This window comes from Bacillus sp. MYb56, assembly GCF_002976445.1.
In the GTDB taxonomy this organism is placed as follows: Bacteria; Bacillota; Bacilli; order Bacillales; family Bacillaceae_G; genus Bacillus_A; species Bacillus_A mycoides.
The window spans coordinates 1-18,572 of record NZ_PCOH01000022.1 but is presented as its reverse complement, the minus strand read 5'-3'; the positions used below and the strand labels follow the sequence as shown (position 1 = coordinate 18,572).

17 protein-coding genes are annotated in these 18,572 nt (G+C 37.0%); 15 read left to right on the top strand and 2 right to left on the bottom strand.

The window, feature by feature from the left end; genetic code table 11:
* Positions 1-11 precede the first annotated feature (11 nt).
* The 8 genes from CQ058_RS22030 to uvsE all read left to right on the top strand — a co-directional run bounded on the left by CQ058_RS22030 (position 12) and on the right by uvsE (position 10,966).
* Positions 12-968, top strand: coding sequence for a fumarylacetoacetate hydrolase family protein (locus CQ058_RS22030; protein WP_105589984.1), 957 nt, complete (start codon positions 12-14; stop codon positions 966-968).
* A complete protein-coding gene (locus CQ058_RS22025; protein ID WP_002140161.1) occupies positions 934-2,106 on the top strand; it encodes a homogentisate 1,2-dioxygenase in 1,173 nt (390 codons plus the stop codon). Before CQ058_RS22030 ends, CQ058_RS22025 begins: the two co-directional genes overlap by 35 nt.
* A gap of 258 nt (positions 2,107-2,364) precedes the next feature.
* Positions 2,365-3,780, top strand: coding sequence for a branched-chain amino acid transporter BcaP (gene bcaP / locus CQ058_RS22020; RefSeq protein ID WP_002124809.1), 1,416 nt, complete (start codon positions 2,365-2,367; stop codon positions 3,778-3,780).
* Between the two features lie 107 nt (positions 3,781-3,887).
* Positions 3,888-5,162: an MDR family MFS transporter gene (locus CQ058_RS22015; RefSeq protein ID WP_002124811.1), complete on the top strand. Its 1,275-nt coding sequence runs from the start codon at positions 3,888-3,890 to the stop codon at positions 5,160-5,162.
* Positions 5,163-5,462: 300 nt separating this feature from the next.
* On the top strand, positions 5,463-6,551 hold the full coding sequence (locus tag CQ058_RS22010) for a D-alanine--D-alanine ligase (protein WP_002009961.1): 1,089 nt from the start codon (positions 5,463-5,465) through the stop codon (positions 6,549-6,551).
* A 60-nt stretch (positions 6,552-6,611) separates the two neighbouring features.
* A complete protein-coding gene (gene murF / locus CQ058_RS22005; protein ID WP_002124813.1) occupies positions 6,612-7,988 on the top strand; it encodes a UDP-N-acetylmuramoyl-tripeptide--D-alanyl-D-alanine ligase in 1,377 nt (458 codons plus the stop codon).
* Between the two features lie 306 nt (positions 7,989-8,294).
* Positions 8,295-9,911 carry a degradosome RNA helicase CshA gene (gene cshA / locus CQ058_RS22000; protein WP_002063522.1) on the top strand — a complete coding sequence of 539 codons (1,617 nt, stop codon included), beginning with the start codon at positions 8,295-8,297 and terminating at the stop codon, positions 9,909-9,911.
* A gap of 92 nt (positions 9,912-10,003) precedes the next feature.
* Complete coding sequence (gene uvsE, locus CQ058_RS21995) at positions 10,004-10,966, top strand: UV DNA damage repair endonuclease UvsE (protein WP_105589983.1); 963 nt, start codon at positions 10,004-10,006, stop codon at positions 10,964-10,966.
* Here the strand turns inward: uvsE and CQ058_RS21990 are convergent.
* Positions 10,959-11,531 carry a rhomboid family intramembrane serine protease gene (locus tag CQ058_RS21990; RefSeq protein WP_002167128.1) on the bottom strand — a complete coding sequence of 191 codons (573 nt, stop codon included), beginning with the start codon at positions 11,529-11,531 and terminating at the stop codon, positions 10,959-10,961. The two genes, uvsE and CQ058_RS21990, sit on opposite strands and share 8 nt — an antisense overlap.
* A gap of 92 nt (positions 11,532-11,623) precedes the next feature.
* On the opposite strand from CQ058_RS21990, the gene acpS reads away from it, so the two are divergent.
* The 6 genes from acpS (at position 11,624) to CQ058_RS21960 (ending at position 17,568) form a co-directional block, all read left to right on the top strand.
* Complete coding sequence (acpS, locus tag CQ058_RS21985; RefSeq protein WP_002009969.1) at positions 11,624-11,983, top strand: holo-ACP synthase; 360 nt, start codon at positions 11,624-11,626, stop codon at positions 11,981-11,983.
* A 156-nt stretch (positions 11,984-12,139) separates the two neighbouring features.
* Positions 12,140-13,090 carry a LolA family protein gene (locus CQ058_RS21980; protein WP_002124820.1) on the top strand — a complete coding sequence of 317 codons (951 nt, stop codon included), beginning with the start codon at positions 12,140-12,142 and terminating at the stop codon, positions 13,088-13,090.
* A 117-nt stretch (positions 13,091-13,207) separates the two neighbouring features.
* Positions 13,208-14,377 carry an alanine racemase gene (gene alr, locus CQ058_RS21975; RefSeq protein ID WP_002124821.1) on the top strand — a complete coding sequence of 390 codons (1,170 nt, stop codon included), beginning with the start codon at positions 13,208-13,210 and terminating at the stop codon, positions 14,375-14,377.
* 311 nt (positions 14,378-14,688) lie between these two features.
* Positions 14,689-14,976 carry an antitoxin EndoAI gene (locus CQ058_RS21970; protein ID WP_000004570.1) on the top strand — a complete coding sequence of 96 codons (288 nt, stop codon included), beginning with the start codon at positions 14,689-14,691 and terminating at the stop codon, positions 14,974-14,976.
* Between the two features lie 4 nt (positions 14,977-14,980).
* Positions 14,981-15,331: a type II toxin-antitoxin system endoribonuclease NdoA gene (gene ndoA, locus CQ058_RS21965; protein ID WP_000635965.1), complete on the top strand. Its 351-nt coding sequence runs from the start codon at positions 14,981-14,983 to the stop codon at positions 15,329-15,331.
* Between the two features lie 68 nt (positions 15,332-15,399).
* Complete coding sequence (locus CQ058_RS21960) at positions 15,400-17,568, top strand: Tex family protein (protein WP_002124824.1); 2,169 nt, start codon at positions 15,400-15,402, stop codon at positions 17,566-17,568.
* A 57-nt stretch (positions 17,569-17,625) separates the two neighbouring features.
* Here CQ058_RS21960 and cmpA read toward each other — a convergent pair whose 3' ends face one another.
* Positions 17,626-17,742 (bottom strand): cortex morphogenetic protein CmpA, encoded by a 117-nt coding sequence (gene cmpA, locus CQ058_RS21955; protein ID WP_001143642.1) that lies wholly within the window; start codon positions 17,740-17,742, stop codon positions 17,626-17,628.
* A 210-nt stretch (positions 17,743-17,952) separates the two neighbouring features.
* Here cmpA and CQ058_RS21950 point away from each other — a divergent pair, with 210 nt between their 5' ends.
* Positions 17,953-18,408 carry a SprT family protein gene (locus CQ058_RS21950; RefSeq protein WP_016095131.1) on the top strand — a complete coding sequence of 152 codons (456 nt, stop codon included), beginning with the start codon at positions 17,953-17,955 and terminating at the stop codon, positions 18,406-18,408.
* The last annotated feature ends 164 nt before the right edge of the window (positions 18,409-18,572 follow it).

Sequence of the window (18,572 nt, the reverse complement as noted above, 5' to 3'; positions counted from 1 at the left end):
GAGGAATCACGATGAAATTTGTTACATTTCGTCTCCCATCGAAAGAAATGCGAGCTGGATGGCTTGAAGGTGACAAAGTAATCGATATGAATCTTGCGAGTGATGGACAATTACCTTCTTCTATGTTCGCCTTTTTAGAGAAAGCAGATGAGTATGTAGAAGTATTGCGTAATATTAAGAATCCTGAAAAGGGTATATATTCCTTAGAGGAAGTTCAATTAGCAGCGGCAATTCCTAATCCGAGTAGCATTCGAGATTTTTATGCATTTGAGCAGCATGTAAAAACAGCTCGCGGGAGAAGAGGGCTAGATGTTGTACCTGAATGGTATGATATCCCGGTTTTTTATTTTACGAACCACCGTGCTGTTATTGGTCCAGATGATTTTGTTATTGGTCCGAAGAAGTCTAAAAAGCTTGATTATGAGTTAGAGATTGCTTGCGTAATTGGGAAAGAGGGACGAAACATTTCTCGTGAACAAGCAGAGGAATATATTTTTGGTTACTGCATTATGAACGACTGGAGTGCAAGGGATTTACAAGCAACAGAAATGAAAGTGGGACTCGGTCCAGCGAAAGGAAAAGATTTTGCAACTTCATTAGGAGCGTATCTCGTTACGAAAGAGGAATTAGACGTTTATCGTAACGGTGATAGTTATGATTTAGAGATGACTGCTCATGTAAATGGAAAGATATTATCAAAGGGAAACTTCCAAGATATTTACTATACATTTGCTGAAATGATTGAACGTGCTTCGGAAGACGTTACGTTATATCCAGGAGATGTGATTGGTTCTGGGACAGTAGGAACAGGATGTATTTTAGAACTTGGTACAGAAGAGTGGCTACAAGATGGAGATGTTGTAGAGCTGTCGATTACTGGTTTAGGTACGTTACGTAATACGGTCAAAAAAGACATGAAAGCAGGTGATGGGCATGTTTTATCGTCACATGGGGGAGCTACCTCATAAACGACATGTACAATTTCGTAAAAAAGATGGATCGCTTTATCGTGAGCAGGTAATGGGGACAAAAGGTTTCTCTGGTACCCAGTCTATTTTGTATCATCATTATATGCCAACAGAAGTAGGGCACGCGGCATTATCGCATTCTTGTCAGTTACAGTATGAAGAGGATGCCCTTCTTGCTCATCGCCACTTCCGTACGAAAGAAAATAAAAAAACTGGTGATGCAGTAAGCGGAAGAAACTTTATGCTTGGGAATGAGGATTTATTAATTGGAGTAGTGAGTCCAACAGAAAAAATGGATTATTTTTACCGTAATGGTGATGGCGATGAAATGTTATTTGTTCATTATGGAACAGGAAAAATTGAAACGATGTTTGGAACGATTCACTATAGAAAAGGTGATTATGTAACAATTCCAATTGGAACGATTTATCGTGTTATTCCAGATGAGGGAGAGACTAAGTTTCTTGTTGTAGAGGCAAATAGCCAAATTACAACACCAAGTCGCTATCGCAATGAATATGGGCAATTGTTAGAACATAGTCCGTTTTGTGAAAGAGATATGCGTGGACCGGAGAAATTGGAGACATATGATGAAAAAGGTGAGTTTGTCGTAATGACAAAGTCGAGAGGTTATATGCACAAGCATGTGTTAGGGCACCATCCGTTAGATGTTGTTGGGTGGGATGGGTATTTATATCCGTGGGTCTTTAATGTGGAGGATTTTGAACCAATTACAGGTCGTATTCATCAGCCACCACCAGTACATCAAACATTCGAAGGGCATAATTTCGTCATTTGCTCTTTCGTACCGCGTTTATACGATTATCATCCAGAATCTATTCCGGCACCATATTATCATAGTAATGTGAATAGTGATGAGGTACTGTACTATGTAGAAGGTAATTTTATGAGCCGAAAAGGTGTAGAAGAAGGTTCTATTACGCTTCATCCAAGCGGGATCCCGCATGGGCCACATCCAGGGAAAACAGAAGCGAGTATAGGGAAGAAAGAGACACTTGAACTGGCTGTTATGATAGATACATTCCGTCCGCTTCGTATTGTAAAACAAGCACATGAGACGGAAGATGAAAAATATATGTATAGCTGGATTGAAGAGGGTTCATATACTGTGAAATAAGTAAAAAGAGGCATGCTCACTACGGGAGCATGCCTCTTTTATGGAATCGACATGTATAATAATACCAAAAAAAGTTATGAAAATATATATAGATATGATTGTCTGAATCTTTTTATCGAAAGGATGATAAGAGTATAGTATGTATCTCGATAGTTTTCTGTTTATTTCGACAAAAGTATTGACTAAAAAACATGCCGTGGGTAAAATGAAAAAAGTAAATTAAATTTTCAGAAAACTAAAATCATGGAGGAGCACAGTATGAAGCAAATTTTTCAAAAGAAGCCGATTTCAACGTTACTGCAAGAAAGTAAACAAAAGACATTATCGAGAACGTTAGGGGCACTTGATTTAACAATGCTTGGAATCGGAGCAATTGTTGGAACTGGTATTTTTGTTCTTACTGGCGTTGTAGCAGCGAAACATTCTGGACCAGCTATTATATTATCATTTGCTATAGCTGCATTAGCTTGTGCCTTTGCTGCATTTTGTTACGCTGAATTTGCTTCTTCAGTTCCTGTCTCAGGGAGTGTTTACACGTACACGTATGCGACGATGGGAGAAGTATTTGCATTCTTAATTGGATGGGATTTAATGCTCGAGTATTTATTAGCCACATCTGCTGTAGCTAATGGATGGTCAGCGTATTTTCAATCGTTATTAAAGGGATTTGGGATTCATATTCCGACCATTCTCTCCTCGGCCCCTGGTACTGGAAAGGGTGGAATAATTGATTTACCTGCAGTTCTAATTATTCTAGTTATGACAGTTCTTTTATCTAGAGGTGTTCGTGAAAGTGCACGTGTAAATAATATAATGGTATTTATTAAACTAGCAGTTGTTCTCATTTTTATCTTCGCCGGATTTAATTATGTAAAACCTGAAAATTGGACACCTTTTATGCCATTTGGGTTAGATGGTGTAATGGCTGGAGCAGCTACAGTTTTCTTCGCATTCATTGGATTTGATGCTGTATCAACAGCCGCAGAAGAAGTGAAGCGCCCGCAACGCGATTTGCCGATTGGAATTATTGCATCGTTACTAGTTTGTACGGTTCTTTACATTGTTGTTTCACTTATTTTGACAGGGATTGTTCCATACGGTCAGTTGAATATATCAGATCCAGTTGCTTTCGCACTTCAATTTATTGGACAAGATAGTTTGGCGGGAGTGATATCAGTAGGAGCAATTACAGGAATTACAACTGTAATGCTAGTTATGATGTATGGGCAAGTTCGTGTTTCATATGCAATGAGCAGAGATGGATTGTTACCGAAGCGTCTTGCTAAAGTTCATCCGAAATTTAAAACACCATTTTTAAATACATGGACAACAGGTATTATTGCAGCACTTATTTCAGGATTAATAGATTTAAATGTTTTAGCACATCTTGTAAATATGGGAACTTTGTCAGCATTTGCACTTGTAGCTGTTGCTGTCATTGTGATGAGACGAACTCATCCTGATTTACCAAGGGCGTTTAAGGCGCCGCTCGTACCATTTTTACCAGCATTAACAGTTATCTTTTGCTTATATTTGATGCTTCAATTATCAGCGACAGCTTGGATTAGTTTTGGTGTTTGGATGGTTATCGGTATAGTAGTTTATTTCGCCTATAGTAGAAAGCGTAGTGTTTTAAATAATAGTAAAAAAGAAGAAGATGTAGCAAATTTATAAATGGAAAAATCCATTCTAATTCTGTTAGGATGGATTTTTATTTTGAAAATTTACATTTTTCTGAATGTATTATAAGATAATTGTTGGCGAACTAAAGGGGTGAAAATGTGAAAAATACATGGCGTGAGCTAAGAGAGATGGATCGTAACGTATGGATTCGATTTATCGGTGAGACTTTGAACGGAATTGCGATGATGATGTTAATGCCTTTTTTTGCACTATATTTAAAAGATAAGGTAGATTCTTTATTACAAGTTGGGATTATTATGGCGCTTTCTCCAATTGCTGCAAGCTTTGGCTCGCTTATAGGCGGAAGAATAGCTGATATATATGGAAGAAAGCCAATTATGATATTTTCAATGGCGAGTAATGCGTTATTAATGCTCGGTTTTTTATTTATCGAAGGATTTATTCCATACGCTATTTTATCTATTTTTTTAGGGTTAAGTAATTCTTTATTTCATCCAGCAGCATCAGCGATGGTTGCAGATGTGACGGCGCCAGAAAAAAGAACAGAAGCATATGGTTTATTGCGAATGGGACACAATATTGGTGCTGCAATTGGACCGATAATGGGAGCATCAGTAGTTGTTTTATCAAAGAACCTCGTGTTTATTATTGCTTCATCCGCTATGTTGTTTTATGCGCTACTAGTGTTAGTACTTATTAAAGAAACAATGCCAAAAATTACGGATATGACGGAAAAAAATAAAGAGAAGGAATCCGGAGCAGTTTGGAAAATTTTAATGAGAGATAAGGCGTTAATGATTTATTTGTTAGCGGGGATCATTATTTCTATGGGGTTTTCTCAAACAGAAGGCATGTTACCGCTTCACTTTGATAACGAAATGAAGGATATTTTTGGAGTCAACAATCCATACCCATATTTAATGGCATTAAATGGTCTATTAGTTGTTTTATTTCAATTTCAAATTTCAAAATGGGCGACAGATAAACCTGTTGGAAAGACGATGCTATACGGTGCGTGTTTGTTCGGAATTGGTTTGTTTTTTATAGGATGGTTACCGAAGTGGTTTGGAGAATATGATACAAATGCTACAATTATTTTAATGACGTTAATGTTTGTTTATGCCATATATACGTTAGGCGAGATGATTATGTCGCCTGTACAGATGACGTTTGTAGCGAATTTGGCCCCTGAGCATTTGAGAGGAACCTATATGGGGGCGGCGAGTTTGCAGTGGATTACAGGAAGTGCATTCGGTCCACTTCTTGGTGGTTTTCTATTGGATCGTTTGCTTGGTCACTACTTATTTACAATTTTAAGTGTAGGGTGTGTAGTTGCAGGCTTTGTATATGTTTCTTTAGATCGTCTTGTTGAGCAGAGGCAAAAAGATACGCCTACAAAACAGTCTTCTTAATAAAATGAAACTTTAATCAATGTTTTTTCACCCTCCACAAATGGTAGGGTAATATAGATGACATACACACAAAGTGGATTTCTACATATTTTAGGTACATAACTAGATTAGATAGCAATTTTGCTTTAAAGTTTAATTTTGTTTAGGTGTGTAGAAATTAAAGAGAAAAAGTGTAGAAAACCAATAATTGGTGTCTTTTAATTATTTGTGGAAGTTACATTTTATTTCAAATAGGAACTACCTATTTTTATAAAAAGTGCTAAAATAGAAAAATGAAAACAATTGGTTAGGGTGATTTCAGTGACAAAAATTAAATTAGGTTTATTATACGGTGGAAAATCAGCTGAGCATCAAGTTTCGTTACAAACGGCTCTTGCTGCTATTAAAGCATTAAATCAAGATAAATTCGAGATTCATCCAATTTATATTACAGAACAAGGCCAATGGATGCGTGGAGAGCGTATTGAAGGCGAAGTAACAAATGTTGAGGCATTACAAATGAGTGGGGAAGAGAATACAATCTCTCCTGTATCATTAAGTACAGAAATTATCCCAACTGCAACTTCTAAACAAGAAGATGCAATTGATGTTATTTTCCCATTATTACATGGACCGAATGGTGAAGATGGAACAGTACAAGGGTTATTAGAATTACTAAACATTCCATATGTAGGTAACGGTGTATTAGCATCATCTGCTGGTATGGATAAAGTTGTTATGAAAAATATCTTTGCAGAAGCTGGATTGAAACAAGCGAAATATGCATCTTTCATTCGTAGCGCATGGGAAAAAGATCGTGAAACAGCGTATGAAAAAGTAGAAGAAGTATTAGGATATCCTTGCTTCGTAAAACCAGCAAATCTTGGTTCAAGTGTTGGTATTAATAAGTGTAATGATCGTGAAGAGCTTGAGAATGCATTCGAAGAGGCATTCCAATTTGACCGTAAAATTATTGTGGAAGAAAATATTGTAGGTCGTGAAGTAGAAGTTGGTGTATTAGGTAATGATGAGCCGAAATGTTCAGTTGTAGGTGAAATTGTACCGAAAAAAGATTTTTATGATTACAAATCGAAATACATCGATGGTGATACAGCGTTAATTATTCCAGCTGAAATGACAGAGGAAGAGTCTAATGTAATTAAACGAGATGCAATTATCGCATTCCAATCATTAGATGGTTCGGGCTTAACACGAGCTGATTTCTTCTTAACGAAAGATGGAGAAGTATATATTAACGAAGTAAACACAATGCCAGGATTCACGCCGTTTAGTATGTTCCCTCTATTATGGCAACATACAGGGTTACCGTATCCGGAATTAATTGAAGAGCTAATTCGCTTAGCGATTGAGCGTCACGAAGAAAAACAAAAAATTAAATATACAATCTAACAAAAAAGGAGGAAGCACTATTCGAAGGAATAGTGCTTCCTCTATGTAAGGAGTGTTTTCATGATAAATCGAACGTTAAAACAAGTAGAGCAGATGATAAATGGTACTGGATTAGCAGAGCGGTATGAGGGAATTACTATACAAGGAGTGTCTATTGATACGAGGAAAATTGAAAATGGAAATTTATATGTTCCAATTCAAGGTGAACGTTTCGATGGACATGCTTTTGTAGACAAAGCTGTTGAAAATGGGGCGATTGCTACATTATGGATGAAAGATGTAGAAAACCCACCTGAAAATCTTCCGGTTATTTTTGTAGAAGATACACTAGCAGCATTGCAAATGTTAGCGAAAAACTATCGTGATCAATTGGATGTAAAAGTTATTGGTGTAACGGGTAGTAATGGTAAAACATCTACGAAAGATATTGTAACAAGTATTCTTGCGACTAAATTTAAAGTTCAAAAAACAGAAGGTAATTTCAACAACCACATCGGTTTACCTCTTACTATTTTAAATTTAGAGGAAAATACAGAAGTAGCTGTATTAGAAATGGGCATGTCAAGCCGAGGAGAAATTGAATTTCTATCTAAGTTAGCTCGCCCTAATGCAGCTATTATCACGAACATTGGTGAGGCGCACTTAATGGATTTAGGCTCTCGTGAGGCGATTGCTGAAGCGAAGTTAGAAATTGTTACAGGTTTACAAAAGGGTGGCGTGTTCGTATATAATGGAGATGAGCCGCTATTAACGAATCGTGTTCCAGAAATGAATTTAGCAGCTGAAACAGTTACATTTGGTGATGCGAGAGCAAATGATTACTATCCAACTACTGTAACATTGCAGGCTACTGGGACACACTTTAAGATGAACAGGGATGAAACTTCGTCATTCTATTTGCCAGTACTAGGAAAGCATAATGTATATAATACGCTTGCTTCAATGGCAATTGCAAAACATTTTGGTGTAACGTGGGAAGAAATGAAACAAGGTTTAGTAACACTTCAAATGACAGGTATGCGTATGGAAATTGTAAAAACAGATAGTGGTTTAACAATTATCAATGATGCTTATAATGCTAGTCCAACAGCTATGGAAGCTGCGTTCCACCTAATGAATGGTTTAGATGGATTTGCTAAAAAAATTGTTGTGCTTGGTGATATGTTAGAACTTGGAAATCAAGAAGTGCAATTTCATTATGAAGTAGGTAAATTAATTGATCCAGCAAAAATTTCATATGTATTCACATATGGTAAATTAGGGGCTCAAATTGCTGAAGGTGCAAAAATTAATTTCCCTAAAGACCGTGTAAAAGCGTATGATAGTAAAGAAGAGTTAATAAAAGAGTTGCAAGCAGTAGTCGGTACGAAAGATGTTGTATTAGTAAAAGCATCTCGCGGCATGAAATTAGAAGAAGTAATTACGATGTTGAAATAATTGGTGTATATAAATAGGGATGATAGCCACGAAAATAGTGGAAACTTATAATAAGCGCTTACAGTAAACGATAAAAAAATAAAAGTAAAGAAAAAAGCTCTGAATATGAAATAAGGTAACAGTTGGGGTTTGCTTTTTACACCTACAAAACTTATAATTGATAAAGTGTAATAACGTTTAGAAGTATTTTCGTGAAGAATATACGCCCGGTTATATACGTAAGTATTCAGGAAAATGGCTTTTCCGCAAGTTCGGAAAACGCCTTTTTTTAAATGATAAGTATAGGATAGAAAAGGAGAAGTAACATTGACAACATTTCGAGAACTAGGATTAAGTGAGTCTTTACTACAATCTGTTGAAAGTATGGGCTTTGAAGAGGCTACGCCGATTCAAGCTGAAACAATTCCACATGCATTGCAAGGTAAGGATATTATTGGGCAAGCGCAAACAGGTACAGGGAAAACAGCAGCATTCGGATTACCACTATTAGATAAAGTGGATACAAATAAAGAAGCAGTTCAAGGTATTGTTATCGCGCCAACGCGTGAATTAGCAATTCAAGTTGGAGAAGAGCTATACAAAATTGGTAAACATAAACGTGTTCGTATTCTACCAATTTATGGTGGTCAAGATATTAACCGCCAAATTCGTGCTCTAAAAAAACACCCACACATTATTGTAGGTACGCCGGGTCGTATTTTAGATCATATCAACCGTAAAACACTTCGCTTACAAAACGTAGAGACTGTTGTTCTTGACGAAGCGGATGAAATGTTAAACATGGGCTTCATTGAAGATATTGAAGCGATTTTAACAGATGTGCCAGAAACACATCAAACATTATTATTCTCAGCGACAATGCCAGATCCAATCCGTCGTATTGCTGAGCGTTTCATGACTGAGCCTCAACACATTAAAGTAAAAGCAAAAGAAGTAACAATGCCAAACATTCAGCAGTTCTATTTAGAAGTGCAAGAAAAGAAAAAGTTTGACGTGTTAACACGCTTACTAGATATTCAATCTCCAGAGCTTGCAATCATATTCGGTCGTACAAAGCGTCGTGTTGATGAATTATCAGAAGCATTAAACTTACGTGGTTATGCAGCAGAAGGTATTCACGGTGACTTAACACAAGCGAAGCGTATGTCTGTATTACGTAAATTTAAAGAAGGTACTATTGAAGTTCTTGTTGCAACAGACGTTGCTGCACGTGGTCTTGATATTTCAGGCGTAACACACGTATACAACTTCGATATCCCACAAGATCCAGAATCATACGTTCACCGTATCGGTCGTACTGGCCGTGCCGGTAAAAAAGGTATTGCAATGTTATTTGTAACACCACGTGAATCAGGACAATTAAAAAATATCGAGCGTACAACAAAACGTAAAGTTGATCGTATGGACGCACCGACACTTGACGAGGCGTTAGAAGGTCAACAACGTTTAATCGCTGAAAAACTTCAAAGCACAATTGAAAATGATAACTTATCATACTACAAGCGTATTGCAGAAGAAATGTTAGAAGAGAATGATTCTGTAACAGTAGTAGCTGCTGCTTTAAAAATGATGACAAAAGAGCCGGATACAACTCCGATCGCTTTAACATCAGAACCACCAGTTGTTTCAAGAGGTGGCGGTGGCGGTTCTAAAAAACGCGGTGGTAACGGAAGTGGATACCGTGATGGTAACCGTAATCGTAGTCGTGATGGACGCGGCGGTGGCGATGGTCGTAACCGTGATCGCAATCGTGATGGACGTGGAAGCGGAAGTGGCGATGGTCGTAACCGTGATCGTAATCGTGATGGCGGTAGCCGTGATGCTGGTAGCCGTGATGGCAACCGTGGTCGTAAAGGTGAAGGTCGCCCTGGATCTTCAAATGGACGCGGCGAAAGAAAACATCATAGCCGTCCACAAGCTTAATAAAAAAGAGAATGCCCTTTGCTGGCATTCTCTTTTTTTATTTCTGTAATTGTGCATACTACATAGTAACTCGTATAGAAATGAGGTGCTATATGCTTGTAAGACTTGGGTATGTTGCGATGAGTGTACATTTGAAGAATGCTTCTCCATCTCAAACGATGACGTATGCACAGTTTCAGCGGATTGATGATCGAGAGGCTGCGATTCGTAAACTTGAAAGAATCGCTAATTCGAATTTGGAAAATTGCTTACGGTTATTAAAACATAATAAAGGGCATGATGTATCTTTCTTTCGACTTAGTTCCAAGCTTATTCCTTTAGCGAATCATGAGGAGTTGTTAGATTGGAACTATATTCGTCCGTTAAAAGAAAATCTGAAAGAATTAGGTGAATATGCAATTCGTATGAATATGCGAATTGACTTCCATCCAGATCACTTTGTTGTACTAAATTCACCTGAGGAGAGTATTCTCAAACAATCTGTAAAGACATTGCAGATGCACAAAAAATTGTTAAAGGGTATGGGAATTGAACATAAGCAACGATGTGTATTACATGTGGGAGGAGGTTATAAAGATAAGGAGCTTGCATTAGAACGCTTTATAGAAAATTGGTCAACTGTTCCAAGAGGTATTCAAGAGATGATTATATTAGAAAATGATGACACGACCTTTTCTTTAGAAGAAACATTGTATTTAGGTGAGAAATTAGACATTCCAGTCGTGTTTGATTTGCACCATCATATGATGAATAATGACCAGGAAGATTGGCATGAAGATTGGGCGCGTGTTGTACATACGTGGGAATCGTCTTTGTTACCGGTTAAAATGCACATCTCCAGTCCTAGAGATGGAAAAAACCCGAGAGCACATGCAGATTTTATTGATGTAGATACTTTCTTATCTTTTTTGAAAAAGATAAAGGGGAGTGTTCCGCGAATTGATTGTATGATTGAGGCGAAGAAAAAGGACGAGTCTTTATTTCAACTAATGAGAGAGTTAAGTAAACAAACAGATGTGGAAATTATCGATGGTGCGAGCTTCTATATTAAATAAGCTCTGCGCCATCGTTTTTTTTTGTTAAAAAAGGGGTGCACATGCCGCCGATGATCAGTCCTGTTAAATGGCTTATAGGATTGGCAGAGGGATTAAAGAAAGTAAATAGTAGTAATATAAGTATCATTATTGAAAAAATAGCGATGTCTCTTGGTTTTGAAGAACGATATCGACTATACAATAAAAATAATTGGGCGCCTAGTAATCCGAAAATACCACCAGATGCTCCGGCGTGAATATATTCAAGAGGCATAATAATATAAGAAGAAATATTCCCGAGAATGCCAGAAAGGAAAAAAATAATGATGAAAGAAAAGTGTCCTAGTTGTTTTTCGATGGAAGAACCAAATACGAATAAACAAATACTATTAGAAAGGAAATGTTGTAAGTCTACGTGTACAAGTAAGGAAGTTATGACACGCCACCATTCTCCTTTAGCGATATATTCATTGTAGGCTGCCAGGTGAAAGAGGGAAAAGTCGCTCAATATAATCATGACTAATTGTATAAGAAGTAAAGAAATGATAATCGGTTGTAAGGAAATGCGAGTGGATGGTATTAGCATGTTTTTAGTATCACTCCTTTTGCATCAGAAAGATTCTCTGTTATTCTTACAATATGAATGAAGAAAGCTAAATAGAAGAAGGGGATTTTGAAATGATTGTAGGGATTGGAATCGATATTATTGAGTTAAATCGAATTGAAAAAATGCTAGATGGAAAGCTTAAATTTATGGAACGTATTTTAACTGAAAGAGAACGTGGTGTTGCTGAGGGGCTGAAAGGAAGTCGTCTTACAGAATTCGTAGCTGGAAGATTTGCAGCAAAAGAGGCGTATTCTAAAGCGGTAGGGACCGGTATCGGGAAAGAAGTGAGTTTTTTAGATATTGAAGTAAGGAATGATGATAGAGGTAAGCCGATTATCATTACAAATACAGAGCATATTGTTCATTTATCAATTAGTCATAGTAAAGAATTTGCCGTTGCTCAAGTTGTTTTGGAAAGCTCGTCACGCTAGTCTGCATATTTTATATCTTTGTCTCATATATTTGAGGTAGCGATAAGGAAGGCATATCTTCCATTCATTTATAGGGGCAAAGGGGCTGAAGTGATGAAAAGGCGTCTGTTTTTAGTTCTTGTCGGTTTATTGACCGTTTTTGTGTTGGCGGGTTGTATGGAAAAGAAACAGGAAGATGTTGTGAGAGATTTAGAAACGAAAGTTAAAAGTATGAAGAGTTATCAAGCTGAAGCGAAATTATCTATTAAAACAGGAAATGAACCTCAAGAGTACAATGTAGAAATTTGGCATAAAGAACCTTCGTATTATCGTGTGAATTTGCAGAATGCGAAAAAGGATCAGAGTCAAATTATTTTAAGGAATGATGAAGGTGTATTTGTATTAACACCGGCACTTAATAAGAGTTTCCGTTTTCAAAGTGATTGGCCGCAAAATAGTAGCCAGGCTTATTTATATGAATCACTTGTAAGAGATATTTTGCAAGATAAGAAAAATCTCTCTTTCGAGAAAACAGATAAGTATTATGTGTTTAAAACAAAAACAAATTATCAACATCAAAATATGTTGCCGAAACAAGAAATTAAGCTGAATAAAAGTGATTTAACACCAGTTTCTGTGAAACTGATGGATAATGATCAAAATGTCCTTGTAAAAGTAGATTTCACTAAAGTAAAGTTTGATGCAAAGTTTGATAAAGGTGCATTTGATACGAAACAAAATATGTCTAGAGCACAAGTGGATGTTCAGACGGCAGCGAAAGAAGACAAACCGTTTGCTATTTTGTATCCACGTGATACACCGCAAGGTATGACTTTGAAAGAGGAAGAAGAGTTGAAGACAGACAGTGGCAAGCGTGCAATACTCACATACACTGGAAGTAAGAAATCCTTTACTTTAATACAAGAAAAGTCAAAAGTTGCAGAGGCCTCATCGGCGGTAAGTGTAAGTGGAGAGCCGGTTGATCTTGGTTTCACGATTGGTGCATTGACGAAAGACTCTGTAACGTGGTCACATAACGGAGTAGAATATATGCTCGTGTCTAAAGGTTTAGAGACGAATGAGTTGTTGATGGTTGCTCGTTCGGTTACAGCGAAGCAGGTGAAGTAAACTTCTTAGACGTGGTGATATATGTGCACCACGTCTTTTCTTAGTTTGAAGGTGGATTTCATAAAAGAAGCATATAAAAGAATAAGCTTCGCATATCGTGTATAAGGAAGTGTATTTATGGAAGAAGCACCGTTTTACCGTGACACGTGGGTGGAAGTGGATTTAGATGCGATCTATAACAATGTTACACATATTAAAGAGTACATTCCAAGTGATGTAGAGATTTTTGCTGTAGTTAAAGCGAATGCATATGGGCACGATTATGTACCGGTGGCTAAAACTGCATTAGAAGCAGGAGCAACAAGATTAGCAGTTGCTTTTTTAGATGAAGCTTTAGTGCTTCGGAGGGCTGGTATTACTGCACCGATTTTAGTATTAGGTCCTTCCCCGCCCCGTGATGTAAATGTAGCTGCTGAAAATGATGTAGCATTAACTGTTTTTCAAAAAGAATGGGTGGAAGAAGCGATAAAGCTCTGGGATGGTTCATCAATAATGAAATTCCATATTAATTTTGATAGTGGTATGGGGAGAATCGGAATACGTGAACGAAAAGAATTAAAAGGGTTCTTAAAGAGTTTAGAAGGTGCGCCATTTTTAGAGTTAGAAGGAGTATATACGCATTTTGCAACAGCGGATGAGGTTGAGACTTCTTACTTTGATAAGCAATATAATACATTTTTGCAGCAGTTACGTTGGTTGAAAGAATTTGGAGTGAATCCTAAATTTGTCCATACAGCCAATAGTGCCGCAACGTTAAGGTTTCAAGGGATTACATTTAATGCGGTGCGAATTGGTATTGCGATGTATGGATTATCCCCATCTGTAGAAATACGTCCTTTTTTACCATTTAAATTGGAACCGGCGTTGTCACTTCACACGAAAGTTGCTCATATTAAGCAAGTGATTAAAGGAGATGGGATTAGTTATAATGTCACATACCGAACGAGAACTGAAGAATGGATTGCGACAGTTGCAATTGGATATGGAGATGGCTGGCTTAGAAGATTGCAAGGGTTTAAGGTACTTGTAAACGGTGAAAGAGTACCGATTGTAGGGCGAGTGACAATGGATCAATTCATGATACATCTTCCTTGTGAAGTGCCACTTGGTACGAAAGTTACACTCATTGGGAGACAAGGTGATGAGTATATTAGTGCTACCGAGGTTGCTGAATATTCCGGGACTATTAATTATGAAATTATTGCAACGATAAGCTTCCGTGTACCGAGAATATTTATACGACACGGTAAAGTTGTAGAAGTAATCAATTATTTGAACGATATATAGAAGAAGGTAATATTACTCAGTATCTCGTCATTTGGAGGAGTTTCACTAATAAAGAATAGGCTCTTTTTCGCTGGGGAGCTTCTTTTTATACTTGTTATTAATATAAGTTGCAATGAAATATTACTGAAGGATTGCTTTATTTCTTGTTTGAAAGAGATAAAAAGTAAAAGAAGATGAATGTTTTATTTATGAATTGGAAAACATAAGCAAGGAATAAGGAAGTCTTTGCAACAGGCTCCATACAATGGTATTATTACAATAGGTGTCATATATATATTTGGGTGTGTAGTTGACGGTGGAGGTGTATTTTTGTGTCCGAATCAAGTGTAACTACTGAAATCGTGGTTCGGTTGCCAAAGCAAATGGTAACGGAATTGGACGGAATTGGAAAACAAGAGAATAAGAATCGCCATGAACTAATTTGCCAGGCAACACAACTGTTATTGCGTCAACATAAGACGAAGAAACGCTACCAACATGAATCAATGCGACGTGGGTACATTGAAATGGGAAAAATTAATCTTGGTATTGCATCTGAAGCTTTCTTAGCAGAGTATGAAGCAGCTCATACAGTAGAACGCTTAGTTAGCGGGGGGTAATATTTTGATTGTAAAACGCGGCGACGTGTATTTTGCAGACCTTTCCCCAGTTGTTGGTTCTGAGCAAGGAGGCGTTCGTCCGGTTCTTGTCATTCAAAATGACATCGGAAATCGTTTTAGTCCGACTGTGATTGTAGCGGCTATTACTGCACAGATTCAAAAAGCGAAATTACCCACTCATGTGGAAATTGATGCGAAAAAGTACGGTTTTGAGAGGGATTCTGTTATTTTACTTGAGCAGATTCGAACAATCGATAAGCAACGCTTAACGGACAAAATCACTCATTTGGATGAAGTGATGATGAGTCGTGTAGATGAAGCGTTACAAATTAGTTTAGGACTAATAGATTTTTAAATCGGCAGTTTAAGTTGCTCTCTTTACAGGGCAACTTTTTTTTATTATAGAGGAGGTTACGGTTGGATATGGAAATGGTAGATAATCGACAAGGGTTAATGAAAATGTTAGTGAAAGAATTAGGCTTTACAGAAAAGCAAGTTCGTCATGTTATTCAATTAACAGAAGAAGGTAACACAGTTCCATTTATCGCTCGTTACCGAAAAGAATGGACAGGGTCTCTTGATGAGGTGCAAATTCGTGCAATCTTAGAAAGATGGCAATATATGATGCAACTAGAAGATAGGAAAGAAGAGGTTCTTCGTCTTATTGGTGAAAAGGGTAAACTAACCGAAGAGTTGCGTCGTCATATTGTTGCTGCAACAAAACTTCAAGAAGTAGAAGACTTATATCGTCCATATAAAGAAAAAAGAAGAACGAAAGCTACAATTGCTAAAGAAAAGGGATTAGAACCGTTAGCTGAGTGGCTATTATTATATAAAAAAGAAAATCCAGCAGAGAAGGCTATGGAATTTGTTAATGCAGAAAAGGAAGTGGCGTCTGCAGAAGATGCGTTGCAAGGTGCGCAAGATATTATTGCGGAACTTGTTTCGGATAATGCGGCATATCGTAGTTGGATTCGCAATACTACTTTCCGAAAAGGGATTATGTCTTCATCTGTAAAAGATAAAGAAAAAGATGAAAAGAATATATATGAAATGTATTATGGCTATGAAGAACCGTTGCAAAAAGTAGTGCCGCATCGTGTACTAGCTATGAATCGTGGTGAAAAGGAAGACGTATTAAGAATTTCTGTTATCACGCCAATTGAAGAAATTCTTCAGTTTTTACATAAAAAAATGATTCTTGATGAAGCTTCTAAAAGTGCGCATTATGTACAATTAGCGATGGAAGATGGATATAAGCGATTAATTCAACCTTCAATAGAAAGAGAAATTCGTAAAGAATTAATGGAAACGGCCGAAGAACAAGCGATTCATATTTTCTCTGAGAATTTACGTAATTTATTATTACAACCTCCGATGAAAGGGAAAGTTGTGTTAGCGGTAGATCCAGCATATAGAACCGGTTGTAAATTAGCTGTAGTAGATGATACAGGAAAAGTTCTTCACATAGATGTTATTTATCCGCATCCGCCTGCTCGTAAATATGAGGATGCAAAAACGAAAATCATTTCAATTATAGATAAATATGAAGTTGAAATGATAGCGATTGGAAATGGTACAGCTTCGAGGGAAACGGAAGAATTTATAGTAGATGTATTACAAAATGTAGAGCGAGATGTATTTTACATTATTGTAAATGAAGCGGGTGCTAGTGTGTACTCAGCATCTGATGTAGCTCGCGAGGAGTTTCCAAATTTACAGGTTGAAGAAAGAAGTGCTGTTTCAATTGGGAGACGTCTACAAGATCCACTTGCAGAACTTGTGAAAATTGACCCTAAATCTGTTGGGGTGGGACAATATCAACATGATGTATCTCAAAAGAGATTAAATGAATCATTAACATTTGTAGTAGAGACAGCAGTTAACCGAGTTGGTGTTAATGTAAATACAGCTTCAGTTGCATTGTTGCAATATGTTTCGGGATTATCAAAAACAGTTGCGAAAAACATTGTAGCTAAGCGTGAGGAAGATGGGAAATTCACGAAGCGTACTGAATTAAAGAAAATCCCACGTTTAGGTGCAAAAACATATGAACAATGTATCGGGTTTTTACGTATATTAGAAGGAGCGAATCCGTTAGATCGCACAGGGATTCATCCAGAACAATATAAAAATGTTGAATTGCTATTGAAGAGCTTAGGGTTATCAAAGAATGATGTGGGGAAACCAAACTTGCAAAAGAGTTTCGAAGGAGTAGATATTTCTAAATTATCTCAAGAGACGGAGATTGGTGAGCCGACATTAGTTGATATTATGGATGCTTTAATTAGCCCGGAGCGAGATATGAGGGATGAGTTGCCAAAGCCACTTTTGAAAAAGGGGATTTTAAAATTAGAAGATTTAAAGCGTGGTATGGAATTAGAGGGAACGATCCGCAATGTTGTTGATTTCGGTGCCTTTGTTGATATTGGTGTGAAGCAAGATGGTTTAGTACATATTTCTAAACTAAGCAAACAATTTGTAAAGCATCCATTAGATATTGTATCCGTGGGACAAATTGTAAAGGTATGGGTAGATGATATTGATACGAAAAAAGGTCGTGTTGCATTATCAATGTTACCGATTGAATAGTAAGAAAAGAGAGCAGATGAAACTGCTCTCTTTTTATGAACTGGAAAGTTTAATTGATTATGAGCTTTGATGTATTTTACTATAATAAAACCAGCATTCATTTAGTAACTTGATTTGATACCGGTTTTTCTCGAAATATGCACGTTGCATTTGTTTCTTTAGCCACGTGGGCATAGGAATCCCTCCTTGTTTAATCCTGCTCTCAAAAAAAGTAGCTCCTTTTAGTTAAAGTAACTTTGATGAGAGGTTGGTGAGTGGATTTCTAGCAATGCTGCATTTTTAGAAATCACGCTTCTTGAATGAGGATGGGTATATGTACTATTTACTATATGTATAAGAAGGGAGAAAAGTGTGGAAATATTTTTTAGTTTAGGAGGAATGAGAATGGATGAGCAAGAAATTCAGCGGTTAGTGGAAGAGGTATCGTTACAATGCTTTGGAATGCCGTTTTTACATAAAGCGATGTTTAATAGTAGGTTACGTACAACTGGTGGGCGCTATCTATTGAAGAATCATAATATAGAATTGAATTATCGATATTACGAAGTATATGGAAAAGAAGAGTTAGTCGGGATTGTTAAACATGAACTTTGTCATTATCACTTACATATCACAGGAAAAGGGTATAAGCATCGAGATAGAGATTTTCGGGAGTTATTAAAGAAAGTAGGTGCACCACGTTTTTGTAAACGAATGATTAGTGAGGAGGAAACGAGAGTTTCTATGTATGAATGTATGGGGTGTTCTTTTCAATATGTAAGAAGACGTCAAATAAATACACAAAGATATGTATGTGGAAAGTGTAAAGGACAACTAAAACTGGTAGTGAAAACATCTTGACAGTGAAAACGCAATCCAGTATATTATAAACATGTCACGTTTGCGCAAGATGTTGTGAAAAAACTTCTTGACTTACGATGAGAATTTTTATAAGATACAAATTGTCTTCATTATTCCGCAGTAGCTCAGTGGTAGAGCTATCGGCTGTTAACCGATCGGTCGTA